This is a genomic window from Plantimonas leprariae, assembly GCF_008802405.1.
In the GTDB taxonomy this organism is placed as follows: domain Bacteria; phylum Pseudomonadota; class Alphaproteobacteria; order Rhizobiales; family Rhizobiaceae; genus Plantimonas; species Plantimonas leprariae.
This window is the reverse complement of sequence record NZ_VZDO01000001.1, coordinates 460,555-477,543: the sequence shown is the minus strand read 5'-3', so window position 1 is coordinate 477,543 and position 16,989 is coordinate 460,555. Positions and strand designations below refer to the sequence as shown.

At 69.1% G+C, this 16,989-nt stretch carries 17 protein-coding genes; 10 read left to right on the top strand and 7 right to left on the bottom strand.

Features of this window, described 5'->3' with window-relative positions:
* Nucleotides 1–94: 94 nt before the first annotated feature.
* From F6X38_RS02225 to cueR, 4 genes are read right to left on the bottom strand one after another with little or no spacing between them, the layout of a single operon-like run.
* Complete coding sequence (locus F6X38_RS02225) at nt 95–598, bottom strand: MmcB family DNA repair protein (protein WP_150967892.1); 504 nt, start codon at nt 596–598, stop codon at nt 95–97.
* A gap of 52 nt (nt 599–650) precedes the next feature.
* Nucleotides 651–938, bottom strand: a complete 288-nt coding sequence (locus F6X38_RS02220; protein ID WP_161992585.1) for a type II toxin-antitoxin system RelE/ParE family toxin — start codon at nt 936–938, stop codon at nt 651–653.
* Between the two features lie 8 nt (nt 939–946).
* Nucleotides 947–1,258: a type II toxin-antitoxin system ParD family antitoxin gene (locus tag F6X38_RS02215; protein ID WP_202617914.1), complete on the bottom strand. Its 312-nt coding sequence runs from the start codon at nt 1,256–1,258 to the stop codon at nt 947–949.
* A gap of 37 nt (nt 1,259–1,295) precedes the next feature.
* Complete coding sequence (cueR, locus tag F6X38_RS02210) at nt 1,296–1,724, bottom strand: Cu(I)-responsive transcriptional regulator (RefSeq protein WP_150967890.1); 429 nt, start codon at nt 1,722–1,724, stop codon at nt 1,296–1,298.
* A gap of 248 nt (nt 1,725–1,972) precedes the next feature.
* Between cueR and F6X38_RS02205 the strand changes: the two genes are divergently transcribed.
* Nucleotides 1,973–2,788 (top strand): L,D-transpeptidase, encoded by an 816-nt coding sequence (locus F6X38_RS02205; RefSeq protein ID WP_150967889.1) that lies wholly within the window; start codon nt 1,973–1,975, stop codon nt 2,786–2,788.
* A gap of 117 nt (nt 2,789–2,905) precedes the next feature.
* Complete coding sequence (locus F6X38_RS02200) at nt 2,906–3,265, top strand: VOC family protein (RefSeq protein WP_150967888.1); 360 nt, start codon at nt 2,906–2,908, stop codon at nt 3,263–3,265.
* A gap of 11 nt (nt 3,266–3,276) precedes the next feature.
* Here F6X38_RS02200 and F6X38_RS02195 read toward each other — a convergent pair whose 3' ends face one another.
* The 3 genes from F6X38_RS02195 to F6X38_RS02185 all read right to left on the bottom strand — a co-directional run bounded on the left by F6X38_RS02195 (nt 3,277) and on the right by F6X38_RS02185 (nt 6,891).
* Nucleotides 3,277–3,960 carry a ceramidase domain-containing protein gene (locus F6X38_RS02195; RefSeq protein ID WP_246191141.1) on the bottom strand — a complete coding sequence of 228 codons (684 nt, stop codon included), beginning with the start codon at nt 3,958–3,960 and terminating at the stop codon, nt 3,277–3,279.
* A 156-nt stretch (nt 3,961–4,116) separates the two neighbouring features.
* Nucleotides 4,117–4,653, bottom strand: coding sequence for an AAA family ATPase (locus F6X38_RS02190; protein WP_150967886.1), 537 nt, complete (start codon nt 4,651–4,653; stop codon nt 4,117–4,119).
* A gap of 63 nt (nt 4,654–4,716) precedes the next feature.
* Nucleotides 4,717–6,891, bottom strand: a complete 2,175-nt coding sequence (locus F6X38_RS02185) for a malate synthase G (protein ID WP_246191140.1) — start codon at nt 6,889–6,891, stop codon at nt 4,717–4,719.
* Nucleotides 6,892–7,043: 152 nt separating this feature from the next.
* Here F6X38_RS02185 and F6X38_RS02180 point away from each other — a divergent pair, with 152 nt between their 5' ends.
* The 8 genes from F6X38_RS02180 (at nt 7,044) to F6X38_RS02145 (ending at nt 16,960) form a co-directional block, all read left to right on the top strand.
* Entirely contained in the window at nt 7,044–8,042 is a 999-nt protein-coding gene (locus tag F6X38_RS02180; RefSeq protein ID WP_150967885.1) for a Bug family tripartite tricarboxylate transporter substrate binding protein, read from the top strand.
* A gap of 394 nt (nt 8,043–8,436) precedes the next feature.
* On the top strand, nt 8,437–11,364 hold the full coding sequence (gene polA / locus F6X38_RS02175) for a DNA polymerase I (RefSeq protein ID WP_150967884.1): 2,928 nt from the start codon (nt 8,437–8,439) through the stop codon (nt 11,362–11,364).
* 172 nt (nt 11,365–11,536) lie between these two features.
* A complete protein-coding gene (locus F6X38_RS02170) occupies nt 11,537–12,892 on the top strand; it encodes a PAS domain-containing protein (RefSeq protein ID WP_150967883.1) in 1,356 nt (451 codons plus the stop codon).
* Nucleotides 12,889–13,596: an orotidine-5'-phosphate decarboxylase gene (gene pyrF, locus F6X38_RS02165; RefSeq protein ID WP_150967882.1), complete on the top strand. Its 708-nt coding sequence runs from the start codon at nt 12,889–12,891 to the stop codon at nt 13,594–13,596. The genes F6X38_RS02170 and pyrF overlap by 4 nt, the downstream gene beginning before the upstream one ends.
* Before the next feature lie 55 nt (nt 13,597–13,651).
* Nucleotides 13,652–13,942: a DUF1330 domain-containing protein gene (locus tag F6X38_RS02160; protein ID WP_150967881.1), complete on the top strand. Its 291-nt coding sequence runs from the start codon at nt 13,652–13,654 to the stop codon at nt 13,940–13,942.
* 196 nt (nt 13,943–14,138) lie between these two features.
* Nucleotides 14,139–15,560, top strand: coding sequence for a polyhydroxyalkanoate depolymerase (locus F6X38_RS02155; protein WP_150967880.1), 1,422 nt, complete (start codon nt 14,139–14,141; stop codon nt 15,558–15,560).
* 101 nt (nt 15,561–15,661) lie between these two features.
* On the top strand, nt 15,662–16,102 hold the full coding sequence (locus tag F6X38_RS02150) for a DUF2852 domain-containing protein (RefSeq protein ID WP_150967879.1): 441 nt from the start codon (nt 15,662–15,664) through the stop codon (nt 16,100–16,102).
* 108 nt (nt 16,103–16,210) lie between these two features.
* On the top strand, nt 16,211–16,960 hold the full coding sequence (locus tag F6X38_RS02145; protein ID WP_150967878.1) for a M48 family metallopeptidase: 750 nt from the start codon (nt 16,211–16,213) through the stop codon (nt 16,958–16,960).
* The last annotated feature ends 29 nt before the right edge of the window (nt 16,961–16,989 follow it).

Here is a 16,989-nt window from a genome sequence, read left to right as displayed (position 1 = left end):
AAAGGCCGCTCCCGCCGGGCTGCGAGGTATATATGGACGGGCGTTTTGCCGCGCAAGCCACGCGAGAGGCGGGATTTTTCCGATGCGCCGGGCTTCAGCCGGCCTCGGGCGGCGGACCCGTGAGATAGGGGTTCGCCGCCCATTCGGCGGCCTGCAGCCGGTCGGCTGCTGCCCGGGCGAAGCGCAGCGTCATGACTTTGCGCGTCGAGCCGGCGAGGCGGTGCTCCGGCGCCTCGCGCAGGATCTCCGCGCCATAGCCGTCCGACAGGATCAGCCCGCAATCCTCCGGGAAGATGTCGAGGGGCACGCCTGGATGCGTCGCGAAATACAGCCGGTCGCAGTGGAGGCGGTAGATCGGCCACTTCCGGTCGACGCGGAAATCTTCGATCGAGGACTTGATCTCGACGATCACGACGTCGCCCTTCTCGGTCAGGCCGGCGAGATCGGCCCGGCGGCCGGAATCCAGCGCCATCTCCGGCAGGAGCGAGATGCGCATCGCCCCCATCAGGCGCTGGACGCCGCGGCGCACCAGCATGGCGCGCTCGGACTGGCGCCCGTCGACCAGGGGGTCGCCGCGATGAAGGGAGACGATCGGCATACGCCGGAATGGTAAACGGGCCGCGATTGGCCGGCAAGCGCGGCGCGATGGCTCAGAGATCGTCGAAGCGGATGTCGCGGCCCGCGGCGAAGATGCGGACGATCGTCACCTGGCTTGGCTCCACCCGGAAGGCGATCGTCGCCATTCGCCGGTAGCCGACCGTTCGCAACCCGGGTTCGGCGTCGTGGCGCATCCGGCCGCGTTCCGGGAAAAGGTCGAAACCGAGGCAATGCGAGTAGAGCTCCTCGGCGGCTTCGCCGGCCCGGCGTTTCCCGAACCGGATCGCCAAGCCTTCGTAGATCCGCTCGATGTCCAGAGTTGCCCGTTCGGTGAAGATCACGCGGCGTATCACCGAAGATCGTCGGCCTCGCGGCTTCTCCGCTCGATGTAAGCCTTGATCCTGTGTCCGGCCTCCTCCGCCGACAGAAGGCGTTCGCGGCCATCACGGACCGCATCCATCGTCGGCACCACCTCCTCGCGCAGCCAGCATTCGATCTCCGCCTCGCCGTGCGGCGACGCGTCCTCGTCGAAAGCCAGCGCTTCGAGGCCGCTCGCCACGACGGCGCTCTCGTTCTCGTATTCGCCGGACGCGACCTTCGCCTCCACCAGCCGGACGAGCTCGGCCGGCAGGGTGACGTGCAGCACCTTGGTTTCGCTCAACGGCAGGGCTCCATGCGGGATCGCGGGCGGAGAAAGATTACGCCCGATGTCCCGGTCGCGGAAGGGCCGAGGCCGCGGCGGAAGCGCCGGCGATCTCGTCGAGGATCGGGCAGTCCGGCCCGCTGTCGCCGGGGCACTGTTCGGCGAGGCTCGCGAGCGCCCGTTTCAGCGAATGGAGCTCGGCGATCTTGCGGTCGATCTCGGCGATCCGGCCGTTCGCCATCGCGCGGACGTCCTCCGAATGGCGGTGCTCGTCGCCGTAGAGGGACAGGAGCTTCCTCGCCTCCTCGATGGAAAATCCGAGCGAGCGCGAGCGCTGGAGGAAGCGCAGGAGATGGACCTCCCGCTCGCCGTAGTCGCGATAGCCGTTGCGAGCCCGCGCCGGCCGCAGCAGCCCGACTTCCTCGTAGTAGCGGATGGTCTTCGGCGGCAGGCCGGAGCGGCGCGCGGCTTCTCCGATGTTCATCAGCCCTCCTCGGGTCGAGGGACCGGCATGTGCTTGGTCGGGAAGGCAAATGTCCGCGCGGCGGACGGGGTCAACTGTGACGCCCCGGCAACAAAGACTTTATTAACCATAAGTCGCTCTATTGTCAGCGTTGTCAGCGCCGACGCCAGGTCCTATTCAGGTCGCAGTTGGTCTCGCCCGGATCCCCTACGGCGGCGCATCCCGCAGACTTCCAAGTACCCGTTCGACCGGACCCCGCGATCATGCCGATGCCGCTCAAGACAGTCACGGTCAGCCTCGCGCTCGCCGCCACCCTTCTCGGCTCCGGCTGCGCCACCTCCTCGCGTCAGTCCGCCGGCGTCGTTTCCGACACCACGGCCGCTGTCGCCCGCATCACCGCCTACGTTTCCCCGACCGTCGAGGACGACCGCACCTTCGGCGCGACGCCGCTGGAAGCCTACGGCGCGACGGAGGACGACGGTTTCCACCTGCCGGCGATCCCGGTGAAGAAGATCGATCCGCAGTTCCTGCGCCAGCGCGTCGTCTACGATTCCGGCGGATACGAAGAGGGGACCGTGGTGGTCGATACGCCGCACCGCTTCCTCTACGTCGTGGAGCGCGGCGGCACGGCGATGCGCTACGGCATCGGCGTCGGCAAGGACGGCTTCTCCTGGGCCGGCGAGGCGCGGATCGGCGACAAGCAGCACTGGCCGCGCTGGTTCCCGCCGATGGAGATGATCGAGCGCCGCAAGGACCTCTCGAAGTTCAAGGACGGCAAGGGCATGGACCCGGGCCCGATGAACCCGCTCGGCTCGCGCGCGCTCTACCTCCACCAGAACGGTCGCGACACGCTCTACCGCCTGCACGGCAACCCGGAATGGCAGTCGATCGGCAAGGCCGCCTCGTCGGGCTGCATCCGCCTGATCAACCAGGACATCATCGACCTCTACGAGCGCGTGCCGCTCGGCGCGCGGGTCGTGGTGCTGCAGGGCGCCGAGCGTATGGTCGAGCCGAAGGCGCCGGCCACGGCCAAGTCGCGGAAGGTCGAGAAGGTCGCCTCGGTGCGCAGCCGCGTCGCCGGCTGACCGCAGACGGCCGGCGCGAATCCGTGCCGGCATGAAGAGTTTCGGAGCGGGGGACCGCTCGGCAGGCCGGGCGCTTCGGGGGAAGCGTCCGGCCTTTTTCTTGGTCGGGAGGCGCGCATGGAAGTCCGGCGGATCGTCGCCAACCTCGCCGCGGCCGAGCCGGCATCGGCAGCGGCCTTCTATCGCGACTTCCTCGGTCTCGACCTCGTGATGGACCATGGCTGGATCGCGACCTTCGTTGCGCCCGGCGTGACCGCCGCGCCGCAGGTGAGCGTCGCGCGCGACGGCGGCTCGGGGATGCCCGTGCCGGCTCTGTCGATCGAGGTCGACGACGCCGACGGCTTCCGCGAGCGCGCCGTGGCGAAAGGCATCGCCATCGTCCGGGACATCGCGGACGAGCCGTGGGGCGTCCGGCGCTTCTTCGTGCGCGATCCCTTCGGCAACCTTGTCAACATCCTGTCGCACGGCGGCGGCTGACGCCGTTCGGGCTACGGCCCGATCCGTTTCCGGCTCCGCTGCGTTCTATGCCGGATCGCCGCGAGAACGAGAATCAGCAGCGTCAATGCGTTGAGGACGTGCCAGAGGAAGTGGGTCCCGAGCGGCAGGCTCGGGCAGACCGGCATGTCGAGCGTCCGGAAACTCAAAGAGACGAGGAAGACCAGGCCGGCGGCGAGGAGCGCCCGTCCCGCCGGACGGCCGGCGAGAGCCAGCCACGCGCCGATGCCGAACAGCGCCAGGAGCGCGGGAACGTAACCGGCCGACGAGCCGACCAGCGGCGCGAACAGCGGCTCGGCAAGCCCTATGGACGCCGAGAGGAAGGCGAGCGTTCCTCCGAGCGCGACGCTTGCCGGCAACCCGCCGAAGCGATGGAGCGCCAGCGCGAAATAGCCGTAGATGAAGACGGCGATGGGAACCGTGTCGGCGAGCGCCGACCAGCGGTTCGCAAGCGTGTGGAACAGGAACGAGCCGACCCCGATCACGGAGACCAGAAGCGTGAGCAGCAGGGCGGCAAGATCGAGCGGCCGTCCCGCCCGCCGTTCGGCTCGCCAGGCCGCGAAGGCGAGGCCGGCTGCGAGGATGAAGGCGAGGTTCGTCGCGGCGTTCACCGGTTCCGCCCAGAAGGCGGCACTCGTCCGCTCGCAATAGCCGTCGATCGGGTCGGTCCAGTTCAACGAGTGCTCGCTCCTGTCGCCCGATCGATGCTTGCGGCACGGCCGATCCGGCGAGTGCCGCATTCCATCCGCGAGCGGACTTTCGCTTCGGATGCCGCCTGCCGGCGACTGCGGTCATGCCTGAGCGACTTCCCCGCCCATCGTGAACGAACCCGGCTACAGCGGGTCGATCGCCGTGCATCGCGAGAGAATCTCGTCGACGACCGAACTCAGCGGTCCCGTGGCGTCGATGCGCGCCGCGTGCTTCGGGACGTCCTCTTGCGTCGCGTGCAGTCGCACGATCAGCGCCCTCTCGTCCGGCTTTCCGCCGAACTCGTCCTCCGGACGCGCAGCGAGGCGTTCGTTCAGCGTATCCAGGTCGACGTCGAGCACGAAAACCGCGTCGAACAGATCGATGAAGCGGTGGAAGTTCCTTGCGCCGCCGCAGAAGAAAGTGACCGGCCGGCTTCGATCGGCGGCCAGCAATTCGACCTTGCCGACGTCCCAAAGGTGGTGGCCGTGCACGAAGGCCGCATCCCGAATAGTATATTCCCGCATGCGGTCGCCGATCGGTTCGCCCGTTCGCGGATCGCCTGCGTAAGCCAAGTCACGATCGCCGTGGATCACTTGGTGCCCGCGCCGCTGCAGTTCGTTGGCCACGGCGGTCTTCCCGGTCCCCGAGACGCCGTTGATCAGATAGTTCCTGCGGCCCAAGTGGCCTCCTCCCGGCCGATCGGCCGCGTTCGGTCGCCGGCCGGGAAAGAGGCGACGCTCACCCTAGCCCGCAGCCTTCCGCTCCAGCCGGCGCTTGTGGAGGATCGGTTCGGTGTAGCCGGAGGGCTGGATGCGGCCTTCGAAGACGAGGTCCTCCGCCGCCTTGAACGCGATCGAGTTCGCGAAATCCGGCGCCATCGGCCGATAGGCTCGGTCCCCGGCGTTCTGCGCGTCGACCTTCGCCGCCATCTCGCGAAAGGCGGCGCGCACTTCGTCCTCGGATACGACGCCGTGGTGCAGCCAGTTGGCGAGGTGCTGCGAAGAGATGCGGCAGGTGGCGCGGTCCTCCATCAGGCCGACATCGTCGATGTCCGGCACCGTCGAGCAGCCGACGCCCTGGTCCACCCAGCGCACGACGTAGCCGAGGATGCCTTGCGCATTGTTGCGGATCTCGGCGCGGACCTCGTCCTCGCTCCAGTTCGCGCCGCGGGCGATCGGCGGCGCGAGCAGCGCGTCCAGCGAGGCGCGCGCCCCGCCTCCCGCGATCTCGCGCTGCCGGCCCATCACGTCGACCGTATGATAGTGCGTCGCGTGCAGCGTCGCGGCGGTGGGCGAGGGCACCCAGGCGCAGTTCGCCCCCGCTTCTGGATGCCCGACCTTTTGCTCCAGCATGTCGCGCATCCGCGCCGGCATCGCCCACATGCCCTTGCCGATCTGCGCGCGCCCCGAGAAACCGCAGGCGAGGCCGATGTCGACGTTCCGATCTTCGTAGGCCTTGATCCAGGATTCGGCCCTCATCGCGCCCTTGCGCACCATCGGCCCGGCTTCCATCGAGGTGTGCATCTCGTCGCCGGTGCGGTCGAGGAAGCCGGTATTGATGAAGAAGATCCGCGACTTCGCGGCGCGGATGCATTCCCTGAGATTGGCCGAGGTGCGCCGCTCCTCGTCCATGATCCCCATCTTGATCGTGTTGCGCGGCAGGCCCAGCGCCTGCTCGACGCGCTCGAACAGTTCCGTCGCGAAGGCGACCTCGGCCGGCCCGTGCATCTTCGGCTTCACAACGTAGACCGAACCCGCCCGCGAGTTGCGGATCGGCGCATCGTCCGGCTTCTTCAGGTCGTGGATGGCGATCGCGGCGGTGACCATCGCGTCCATTATGCCTTCCGGCACTTCCGAACCATCGGGCAGGAGGATCGCCGGATTGGTCATCAGGTGGCCGACGTTGCGCACGAGGAGCAGCGAGCGGCCGGGCAGCCGCAGGCGCTCGCTGTCCGGCCCCGTATATTCGCGGTCGCCGTGCAGCGTCCGGCGCACGGTCTCACCGTTCTTCTCGAAGGTCTCCGCGAGGTCGCCCTTCATCAGGCCGAGCCAGTTGCGGTAGACGGCCGTCTTGTCTTCGGCGTCGACGGCGGCGATCGAGTCCTCGAGGTCGCAGATCGCGGTCAGCGCCGCTTCCACCACGACGTCCGCGACATGCGCGGGATCGGTCCGGCCGATCCGGTCTTCGCGGTCGATCCGCACTTCGATATGCAGCCCGTTGTGGCGGAGAAGCACCGCGCCTTTCGCGGCCGCCGGATCGCCGCTGGTTCCGGCGAACTGCGCGGGGTCCTTCAGCCGGGCGACGCGGTCGCCATGCGCGGCGAGGAGATGGCCGCCCTCGACGCGGTAGAGATGGGCGTCCGCATGGCTCATGCCGTCGAGCGGCGCGGCCTCGTCGAGAAAGCGCTTCGCCCATTCCACCACCCGGGCCCCGCGCGCCTCGTCGTAGCCGCCCGCCGGCGGCATGTCGCCCAGCGCGTCGGTGCCGTAGAGCGCGTCGTAGAGCGAGCCCCAGCGGGCGTTCGCGGCGTTCAGCGTGTAGCGGGCGTTGAGCAGCGGCACCACGAGCTGCGGTCCCGGCACGAGGGCGATCTCCGGATCGACGTTCGCCGTCTCGATCGCGAAGGCCTCGCCTTCCGGCACGAGATAGCCGATGCCTTCCAGGAAGCTCCGGTATTCGGCTGCGTCGATGTCGCGGCCCCGGCGCGCCCGGTGCCAGTCGTCGATCAGTTCCTGCAGGTCGTCGCGGGTTTGGAGAAGCTCGCGGTTGCGGGGCGCGAGATCGGCGAGGATGGCGGCGAGGCCCTTCCAGAAGCGCTCCGGCGCGATCTCCGTGCCGGGCAGCGCCTCGTCGTCGATGAAGTCCTTCAGGATCGCCGCGATCCGCAACCCTTCGACCTCGACCATCCCGGCTGCCATGACGCGTCTCCTTCTCTGTCGGAGCGGGAGATCGGTCGAACCGTCCTCGAAGTCAATTCGCGTTGCCCGACGCCGGATGCCGCTTGAGCTTTGCGGCGGCCTGCCGCAGTCTCGGCGGCGGACGCCGGGAGGGCCGTTCGGAGGAGTTCGCCATGACCACCATCGACCGCCGCGCGGCTTCCGCGCTCATCGGCGGCGCGTTTCTCGGATTCGGCCTCGGTCGACCCAAGCCGGCGCTGGCGCAGACGTCGGAATTTCCGGAAAAGCCCGTGACGCTCGTGGTGCCCTTCGCGGCCGGCGGCTCCACCGACCTCGTCGCGCGGGTCATCGCGCAGAAGATGGGCGAGATCCTCGGGGTGCAGGTGCTGGTGGACAACAAGGGCGGCGCCGGCGGCAACCTCGGCGCGAGCTTCGTCGCGAAGGCGGCGCCCGACGGCTACACGATCCTGATGGGCACGATCGCGACGCACGCGCTCGTCGCCTCGCTCTATTCCACGCCGCCCTTCGATCCCGTGAAGGACTTCACGCCGATCTCCTGGCTGGTGACGGTGCCGAACGTGCTCGCCGTCAATCCGGAGTTCCCCGCGAAGACGGTCGCCGACCTCGTCCGGATGGCGAAGGAGAAGCCCGGCGAATACGCCTACGCCTCGTCCGGCAACGGCACGCCGCTGCATCTTTCGGGCGAGCTCTTCAAGAGCCTCACGGGCGTCGATCTCGTCCACGTGCCTTATCAGGGCTCAGGGCCGGCGCTCGTCGACGTGATCGGCGGCCAGGTGCCGATCATCTTCGACAACCTGCCGTCGTCGACCGAGCCGATCCGCGCCGGCCAGCTCCGCGCGCTGGCGGTCACGACGAAGACGCGCGCGGCGAGCTTCCCGGACCTGCCGACCATGGAGGAGGCGGGCGTCTCCGGCTACGAGACGAACACCTGGAACGCCTTCTTCGGGCCGGCGGGCCTGCCGCCGGAGATCGTCGCGAAGCTCAACGCGGCTGCGGTGGCGGCGGTGAAGGATCCGGCGGTCGCCAAACGCCTCGGCGAGGCCGGAGCGGTGGTGGTCGGCTCGACGCCGGACGAACTGGCGACGCACGTTTCCAGCGAGATCGCCCGCTGGAAGCCGGTGATCGAGAAGTCCGGAGCGAAGATCGACTGACGGGGCGCGGAACGGTTCCGCCGAAAACAGCGGAGCCGTCGCGGCCCGAGGGGGGATGGCGGCGACGGCTCCGTCTTTCTCGAAGTTCCATAGGGTCCCGCGAGGGGGGATGGGACCGGGAACTTCTCATGTTCGGCACAAGAGCGGGGGACTTGCCTTGGCCGAAGCCGACGCGGTCCTGCCGCGCCGTTGCCCCACATGTGATCCCCTTTCGTTGCTTTTTCAACCCTCCCGAACCGGCTGCGACTCACTTGCGCGTGAAAACTCCATTACGATTCGGCAAGAATAATCGCAGGTCGCAAAGCAGCGCCAAGTAGGGCCGCCGCCTCCGCCCGGGTGGAACCCGCCGCCCCGCCGCATGGACTCGAAGGGCGCCGCAGGCTAGGCATCGCCCATGCAGAAGGGCGATCATCTCTTTCTCGTCGACGGCTCGGCCTACATCTTCCGCGCCTACCACGCGCTGCCGCCGTTGACGCGCAAATCCGACGGGTTGCCGGTCGGTGCGGTCGCCGGCTTCTGCAACATGCTCTGGAAGCTCGTCGAGGAGTCGCGCGACACGGCGGTCGGCACCGTGCCGACCCATTTCGCGGTGATCTTCGACCATTCGTCGACGACCTTCCGCAACGAACTCTACGAGCATTACAAGGCGAACCGCGCCGAGCCGCCGGAAGACCTTCGCCCCCAGTTCGCCCTGATCCGCGAGGCGGTGCGCGCCTTCGACCTGCCCTGCATCGAGCAGCAGGGCTTCGAGGCGGACGACCTCATCGCGACCTATACGCGCCAGGCGGTGGAAGCCGGCGGCGACGTCACCATCGTCTCGTCCGACAAGGACCTGATGCAGCTCGTCGGGCCGGGCGTCATCCTCTACGACCAGATGAAGGACAAGCGGCTCGGGCCGGAGGACGTGCGCGAGAAGTTCGGCGTCCTCCCGGAGAAGATGATCGACCTCCAGGCGCTCGTCGGCGACACGTCCGACAACGTGCCGGGCGTGCCGGGCATCGGTCCGAAGACGGCGGCCGAGCTTCTGGAGACCTACGGCACGCTGGAAGCCCTTCTGGAGCGCGCCGGCGAGATCAAGCAGGCCAAGCGCCGCGAGAATCTCCAGGCCTTCGCAGAGCAGGCCCGGCTGTCGAAGCGGCTCGTCACGCTGGAACAGGACATGCCGCTCGACGTGCCCTTGGCGGACCTGAAGCTGCACGAGCCGGACGGCGAGAAGCTGATCGCCTATCTCAAGGCGATGGAATTCACCACGCTGACGCGGCGCGTTTCGGCGGCGCTCGGCACGGATGCAGGCTCCGTCGAGACGGCGAAGATCGAGGTGACCGACGGCGAAGTGCGCGGGCCGGATCTCGATGCAGGGGCCAAGCCCGCCCCGGCCGCGAAGTCGGGGGGCGGCCTGCCGCTGCGGCCGGAAAACCTCGCGGCCGAGCGGCGCGAGCAGGCGGCGGCCGAGACGTTCGACCTGAAGGCTTACGCCACGATCCGCGATGCCGCGACGCTCGAAGCTTGGATGGAGCGCGCGCGGGAAACGGGCATCGTCGCCTTCGACACCGAAACCGACTCGCTGCTCGCGACCAATGCGAACCTCATCGGCGTTTCCTTCGCCGTCGCGCCCGGCGAGGCGGCCTATCTGCCGCTCGCCCATGTAGCGGAAGGGGCGACCGACCTCCTCTCCGGCGAGGAGGCGAAGGCGGGCGTCGGCGCGCAGGTGCCGGTGCGGGACGCGATCGCCATCCTGAAGCCCGTCCTGGAAGACCCCGCAATCCTGAAGGTCGGCCAGAACGTCAAGTTCGACTGGCTGGTGATGCGCCGCGAGGGGATCACCATCCATCCCTTCGACGACACGATGCTGATCTCCTACGTGCTCGACGCTTCCGCCTCGCTCGACGGGCACGGCATGGACGAATTGTCCGAGCGCTTCCTCGGCCACAAGCCGATCAGCTACAAGGACCTCTGCGGCTCGGGGAAATCCGCCAAGCCCATCGCGGCGGTCGCGATCGACAAGGTGACCAAATACGCCGCCGAGGACGCGGACGTGACGCTGCGGCTCTGGCGCGTCCTGAAGCCCCGCCTCGTCGCCGAGAAGCTGACCCACGTCTACGAGCGGCTGGAGCGGCCGCTGGTGCCGGTGCTGGCGCGGATGGAGGAGCGCGGCGTCAAGGTCGACCGGCAGATCCTGTCGCGCCTGTCGGGCCGCTTCGCGCAACGGACGGCGGAACTCGAAGCCGAGATCTCGAAAATCGCGGGCGAGAGCTTCAATCCGGGCTCGCCGAAGCAGCTCGGCGACGTGCTCTTCGGCAAGCTGGGACTTCCCGGCGGCAAGAAGACCAAGAGCGGCCAGTGGGCGACCGACGTCCGGAAGCTCGAGGAACTGGCGGCGGAAGGCCACGAGCTGCCCCGGAAGGTGGTGGACTGGCGCCAGCTCACCAAGCTGAAGGGCACCTATACGGACGCGTTGCCGGCCCATCTCGACGGCGAGGGGCGCATCCACACCTCGTTCTCGATGGCCTCCACCACGACGGGCCGCCTGTCCTCGTCCGACCCGAACCTGCAGAACATCCCGGTCCGGACGCGCGAGGGGCGCGAAATCCGCACCGCCTTCGTCGCGCCGGAGGGGAGCCGGCTCGTCTCGGCCGACTACTCGCAGATCGAGCTGCGGCTCCTCGCCCACATGGCCGGCATCCCGCAGCTGATCGAGGCGTTCCGCGAGGGGATCGATATCCACGTCATGGCGGCGTCCGAGATGTTCGGCGTGCCGCGCGAAGGCATGGACCCCGCCATGCGCCGGCGGGCAAAGACCATCAACTTCGGCATCATCTACGGCATCTCGGCCTTCGGCCTCGCCAACCAGCTCGGCATCGGGCGCGAGGAGGCCGGCTCGTACATCAAGCGCTACTTCGAGCGCTTTCCCGGCATCCGCGACTACATGGACGGCACCAAGGCGCTGGCGAAGCGCCAGGGCTATGTCGAGACGCTGTTCGGGCGGCGGGCGCACTATCCCGACATCGCCTCGTCCAATCCGCAGATGCGCGCCTTCAACGAGCGCGCCGCGATGAACGCGCCGATCCAGGGCACGGCGGCCGACATCATCCGGCGCGCGATGGTCCGCATGGAGGACGCGCTGGCAGAGGCGAAGCTTTCGGCCCGGATGCTGCTGCAGGTCCACGACGAGCTGGTCTTCGAGGTCGCCGAAGAGGAGATCGACGCGACGATCCCGGTGATCCGCGAGGTGATGGAGAACGCCGAGAAGCCGGTGGTCGATCTCCAGGTGCCGCTCGTGGTGGAGGCGCGCGCCGCCGGGAACTGGGAAGAGGCGCACTGAGAATTCTGCAGCCGGCCACCGAAAACCGGTTCCCGGCTGCGGCTATTGGTCCCCTAACGGTCGACAGGTTCCGCCGACGCCCTCTATGGTGAGGAACGGCGGCCGGGGCTGGCGCCGTCTGCAACATCCATCCTTGCACGATCCGACGTAACGGGGCCGATCGAACCACGGCATGCAGTCAGACAACACCGACACGTCGGCTCCGAGCGGGATGCCGGACGGCATCACCGCTGCGGCGCTCGCCAAGGTGCCGCTCGCACTGGTTCTGACGAACCCGTATCTCGAAGACAATCCGATCGTCTACGTCAACGACGCGTTCGGGCGGATCACCGGCTACGCGCCGGCGGCTGCGATCGGGCGCAACTGCCGCTTCCTGCAGGGACCGGACACCGATCCGAACGCGCATGTCAGGATCAGCGACGCCCTGAAAGCGCAGAAGGACATCTCGCTCGACCTCGTGAACTACCGGGCGGACGGCACGAAGTTCCTGAACCGGTTGATGATCACGCCGCTCTACGACGGCGAGGGCCGGCTCCAGTGCTTCCTCGGCGTCCAGCGCGACATGAGCGAGGGGCCGCACGATGCGATCACGGCGCGCGACGGCGGACCGGGGACGCTGTCGCTCGACACGCTGCTCGGCGAGATCCAGCACCGCGTGAAGAACCATCTCGCGATGATCATCGGCATGATCCGCATGCAGGCGCGGATGAAGACCAGCGAGGATTCGTTCAACGCGCTGGCCCGCCGCATCGAGAGCCTGCAGCTCCTTTACCAGGAGATGACGGAGGCCGGCGTCGCCCATTCGCGCTCGAAGCGCGTGCCGCTCGGCGCCTATGTCAGCCGCATCGCGGCGACGATCGGCCATCTCGACGGCCGGCGCTCGGTCAGGATCAACGTCGACTGCGACGCGGTGGACGTCAACGTCGACCGCGCCGCGCGGATCGGCCTCCTGTTCTCCGAACTCCTCACCAACGCCTTGAAGCACGCCTTCGACGGGCGCGAGGAAGGGCTGGTCGAGGCGCGGCTGAAGATGCTGTCCTCCGGCGTCATCCGCCTCACCGTCACCGATGACGGCGTCGGCATGGCGGCGAACAGCAAATGGCCGCACGGCCAGGGAGGCGAGCCCGACGCCATCGACCAGGCGGCGGCGCACGAGATCGAGTCGCATGTCGCCTCGGCGAAACCGGGTTCTGCCGGGGAGCCGGCTTCTGCCGAGCCGAACATGGCACGCCAGATCGCCGACGCCATTTCGGAAGGCACCGAAGGCAAGCTGCACGGCCGCGAGCCGGGACAACCGCCGGACCCGCGTCCGAACGCGGTTTCGACACAGGCTGCCCGCACCTCCGCTTTGGCGGAGGAGCCCGGCGGCGACGGGGATAGCGACGCACCGAGCGGCGGCAAGGGACTCGGCGGGCGGATCGTCCTCAGCCTCGTGCGCGGCCTCGACGCCCGGCTCGACGTCAATTCCGACACGATCGGCACCACCGTCACGGTGGATATCCCGCGCGAGGACGAAACCGCCGAATGAGCGCGGTGGCGGCCGACCCGCGGCTGATCGTCGGCCTCGACGTCGCCTCCCGCGCGGAGGCGGAAGCCGTCGTCGCGGAACTCGGGACAACCGTTTCGGCCTACAAGATCGGCTACCAGCTCGGCTTCGCCGGGGGACTGGACCTCGTCGGCGAGCTGGCCCGCGCGGGCAAGTCGGTGTTTCTCGACCTCAAGCTCCACGACATCGACAACACGGTGGAAAAGGGCATCGGGAGCGTCCTTCGTCTCGGCGCGGCGATGACCACGGTCCATGCCTATCCGAAGGTGATGCGCGCCGCGGCGAAGGCGGCGGCTGGCACCGACCTCCTCGTCCTCGGCGTCACGGTGCTGACCTCTATGGACGACGCCGATCTCGTTGAGGCCGGCTACGGGGAAGCGAGCGTCGCAAGTCTCGTGGAGCGGCGCGCGGCCCAAGCGCGCGATGCCGGCATGGGCGGCATCGTCGCCTCGGCGGCGGAAGCCGGGCGGCTGCGCGAGATCGTCGGTCGGGGAATGGCGATCGTCACGCCCGGCATCCGCCCGACCGGTGCGGCGGCGGGCGACCAGAAACGCGTCGTCACACCCGCCGACGCGCTTCGCGCCGGCGCCTCGCATCTCGTGGTGGCGCGTCCGATCGTCGGGGCGCCCGACCGGCGCGCGGCGGCGGCGGCGATCCTCGCCGAGATGGCCGCCGTTCCGGCTTGAAGGCAGAGGCCGGCGGCGCATCTTGCCTGTTCCAACGGAACGGGAGCCGAAACACATGCCGAAAGCCTACTGGATCGCACGCGTCGACGTGCGGGACCCGGAGCGGTACCAGGACTACGTCGCCACCGCCGCTCCCGCCTTCGCCGAATACGGCGCGCGGTTCCTGGCGCGGGGCGGACCGCTGACGGAACTCGAAGGCAAGGCGCGGACCCGCAACGTCGTGATCGAGTTCCCCAGCATGGATGCGGCCAAGGCCTGCTACGACAGCCCCGCCTACCAGGAGGCGAAGGCAATCCGGCGGGAGGTGGCGGATGCCGAGATGGTGCTCGTCGAAGGCGTCGAGTGACGGCCGGGCCGACGCAAGTTTCCGTTCATCCCACCGGCAGGTTTCCGCCGCCGGGCGACGATGCCGCAGCCTCCGGTAAGCTCCGTATGCCTACCTTGGGCTTTGCGGGCACGACGAGGCGGGCCGCAACGCCCGGTGTCGTTTGTGCGCTGCAGCAAGAGGTGCTAGTTCAGTAGCGGATCCCAGGCGAGTGCGGATGATGTACCATTTCTACGAATGGAACCACGCGGCGCTGGCGCCGCTCCGCGCCGTCGCCGACGCGACCAAGCTGCTCTACACCAACCCGCTGAACCCGTTCTCGCACACGGAAGGCGGGCGCGCCGTCGCCGCGATGGCCGAACTGTTCGAGCGCACCACCCGCGTCTACGGCAAGCCGGAATTCGGTCTCGACGAGACCGTGGTGAAGGGCATGCGCGTGCCCGTCGCCGAGCGGGTGGCGGTGGAGAAGACCTTCTGCCGGCTTCTCCACTTCGACCGGGCCCTACCGGAAGGCCGGCCGCGCGGCCCCCGCTTCCTGCTCGTCGCGCCGATGAGCGGTCACTACGCGACGCTGCTCCGCGGCACGGTGGAGGCGCTGCTGCCCTATGCCGACGTCTACATCACCGACTGGATCGACGCCCGCACCGTGCCGCTCGCGGCGGGGCCCTTCGGCCTCGACGATTACGTCGACTACCTGATCGAGTTCCTGCGCTTCATCGGCCCGGACACGCATGTGGTCGGCGTCTGCCAGCCCGCCGTGCCGGTGATGATGGCGACCGCCGTGATGGAGGCGGCGGGCGATCCGGCGTTCCCCGCCACGATGACGTTGATGGGCGGGCCGATCGACACGCGGGTCAACCCGACCGCCGTGAACCGGCTGGCGGCCGAGCACGGCATCGACTGGTTCCGCGACAACGCCGTGATGACCGTGCCTTTCCCGCATGCGGGCTTCGGCCGGGCGGTCTATCCGGGCTTCCTGCAACTCTCCGGCTTCATGTCGATGAACCTCGACCGCCACCTCATCGCGCATAAAGACTTTTTCATGCACCTCGTGAAGAACGACGGCGACGGGGCGGCCAAGCACCGCGAGTTCTACGACGAATACAACGCCGTGATGGACCTCGCGGCCGAGTTCTATCTCGATACGGTCGAGCGCGTCTTCATCCGGCACGACCTGCCGCGGGGCACGATGACCCACCGGGGCGAGCGCATCGACCTGGCGGCGATCCGGCGGACGGCGCTCTTCACGGTGGAGGGCGAGAACGACGACATTTCCGGCGTCGGCCAGACGGAAGCCGCGCACCGGCTTTGCCCGTCGATCCCGGCGGACCGGCGCGCGCACTACCTGCAGCCGAAGGTCGGGCACTACGGCGTGTTCAACGGCTCGCGCTTCCGCGCCGAGATCGCGCCGCGGATGATCGACTTCGCGCTGACCCACGGTGCGGCCGGCGTCGCGGCGCGGGCCGCGCGCGCGAGCGCGGCGGCAGGCGGGCCGGCCGAGGCGCAGCTTCCCGTCGAGGCGGTCGCCGCCGACGCGACCGCGCCGCAGACCGCGAGCGAAGCCGTCGCGTCGCTCGAAGCCGGCCGCGAGCCCGCCGCCCCGGCGAACCGCCCGCCGCGGTCGCGCCGGCCGCGCTGAGCGCGGATTTTAACGAATTCGCATTGAAGCCGGTTTTCGGCGCTCCCATCTCGAATCCGACGCGGCAGCATCGCCGCGGTTCTCGACAAGGAAGCGCCTCGATGACATCGCACGCCCTCATACGACCGGCCTGGACGCCCGCGACCATCGCCCTGATGGTCGGCGGCTTCATGCTCTACTGGCCGCTCGGCCTCGCCGTTCTCGCCTACATCATCTGGGGCGATCGGCTGGAAGCCTTCCGCACGGACGTGAACCGCTCCACCGACCGCTTCATGGGCGGCGTCCGCCGCGCCGGCTGGGGCCGGGGTCGCCGGGGCGGGCCAGTGTTCATGGATCGCACCGGCAACGTCGCCTTCGACGACTGGCGCGAGGCCGAGCTGAAGCGCCTCGACGAGGAGCGCCGGAAGCTCGACGAGTCGCGCGCCGAGTTCGAGGCCTATGCCCGCGAACTCCGCCGCGCCAAGGACCAGGAGGAGTTCGACCGCTTCATGTCGAACCGCCGCGGCCGCCCGGCCGGCGAAGGCCCGATCGTCGAGGGCTGAGCCCGTCCCGCACGAACGTCAACGGAGCGGCGGCCGCCTCTCGCGGCCGTCGCTTTTTCCTGGGCGGCGTGGTTTGATCGCCGCGACCATGCCGCTCGCCTCCTCCCCATGCCGCTGAGCCTGCTTCGCGCCGGACGAAGGCCCGCCGTCCTCCTGCCGGATACGGTGGAGATCGCCGGGCGCGCCGTGCCGCTGCGCCTGAACCGCCATCCGCTCGCGAAGCGCCTGACGCTCCGGCTGAAGGACGGCGGCATCGCGGTGACCGCGCCGCCGCGGGCGTCCTCGGCGTCCGTCCTCGACTTCGTCGAGCGCCATCGCGGCTGGATCGCCGCCCGGCTCGACCGCGCCGCGCCGACGCTCGTCGTGGAGCCGGGGGCGGTGCTGCCGTTCCGTGGGGGCGAGCTCACTCTCGTCCATCGCCCGGATCGGCGCGGCACCGCGTTCCAGGAAATCGATGGTGCATCCCATCTCGTCGTCGGCGGCGGGCTCGAACATTTCTCCCGCCGCGTCGCCGACGCTCTCAAGCGCGCGGCCCGGTCCGACCTGCAGGCCGCCGTCGACCGGCACGCCGCGACGGTCGGGCTGAAGCCGAAGGCGCTCGCCCTGAAGGACACGACGAGCCGCTGGGGCTCCTGCACCGCTGACCGCCGGCTCGCCTTCTCCTGGCGCATCGTCATGGCGCCGCCCGCCGTGCTCGACTACCTCGCGGCGCACGAGGTGGCGCATTTCCGGCAGATGAACCACGGCGCCGACTTCTGGGCGCTCTGCCGCGAACTCTGCCCCGGCACCCCGGCGGGGCGCGCCTGGCTGAAGGCGAACGGCGCGTCGCTCCACGCGATCGATTTCGGCGCGAAGTGAAGCCCTTGCGGCGGCAGTGGCCGAGCGCG

What these genes read in the sequence shown, in the direction of transcription:
- F6X38_RS02185 (WP_246191140.1), bottom strand. Translation starts at nt 6,891, where the DNA reads ATGGCAGCCGGGATGGTCGAGGTCGAAGGGTTGCGGATCGCGGCGATC.
- F6X38_RS02150 (WP_150967879.1), top strand. Translation starts at nt 15,662, where the DNA reads ATGACATCGCACGCCCTCATACGACCGGCCTGGACGCCCGCGACCATC.
- F6X38_RS02225 (WP_150967892.1), bottom strand. Translation starts at nt 598, where the DNA reads ATGCCGATCGTCTCCCTTCATCGCGGCGACCCCCTGGTCGACGGGCGC.
- pyrF (WP_150967882.1), top strand. Translation starts at nt 12,889, where the DNA reads ATGAGCGCGGTGGCGGCCGACCCGCGGCTGATCGTCGGCCTCGACGTC.
- F6X38_RS02145 (WP_150967878.1), top strand. Translation starts at nt 16,211, where the DNA reads ATGCCGCTGAGCCTGCTTCGCGCCGGACGAAGGCCCGCCGTCCTCCTG.
- F6X38_RS02205 (WP_150967889.1), top strand. Translation starts at nt 1,973, where the DNA reads ATGCCGCTCAAGACAGTCACGGTCAGCCTCGCGCTCGCCGCCACCCTT.
- cueR (WP_150967890.1), bottom strand. Translation starts at nt 1,724, where the DNA reads ATGAACATCGGAGAAGCCGCGCGCCGCTCCGGCCTGCCGCCGAAGACC.
- F6X38_RS02170 (WP_150967883.1), top strand. Translation starts at nt 11,537, where the DNA reads ATGCAGTCAGACAACACCGACACGTCGGCTCCGAGCGGGATGCCGGAC.
- F6X38_RS02180 (WP_150967885.1), top strand. Translation starts at nt 7,044, where the DNA reads ATGACCACCATCGACCGCCGCGCGGCTTCCGCGCTCATCGGCGGCGCG.
- F6X38_RS02200 (WP_150967888.1), top strand. Translation starts at nt 2,906, where the DNA reads ATGGAAGTCCGGCGGATCGTCGCCAACCTCGCCGCGGCCGAGCCGGCA.
- F6X38_RS02155 (WP_150967880.1), top strand. Translation starts at nt 14,139, where the DNA reads ATGATGTACCATTTCTACGAATGGAACCACGCGGCGCTGGCGCCGCTC.
- F6X38_RS02160 (WP_150967881.1), top strand. Translation starts at nt 13,652, where the DNA reads ATGCCGAAAGCCTACTGGATCGCACGCGTCGACGTGCGGGACCCGGAG.
- polA (WP_150967884.1), top strand. Translation starts at nt 8,437, where the DNA reads ATGCAGAAGGGCGATCATCTCTTTCTCGTCGACGGCTCGGCCTACATC.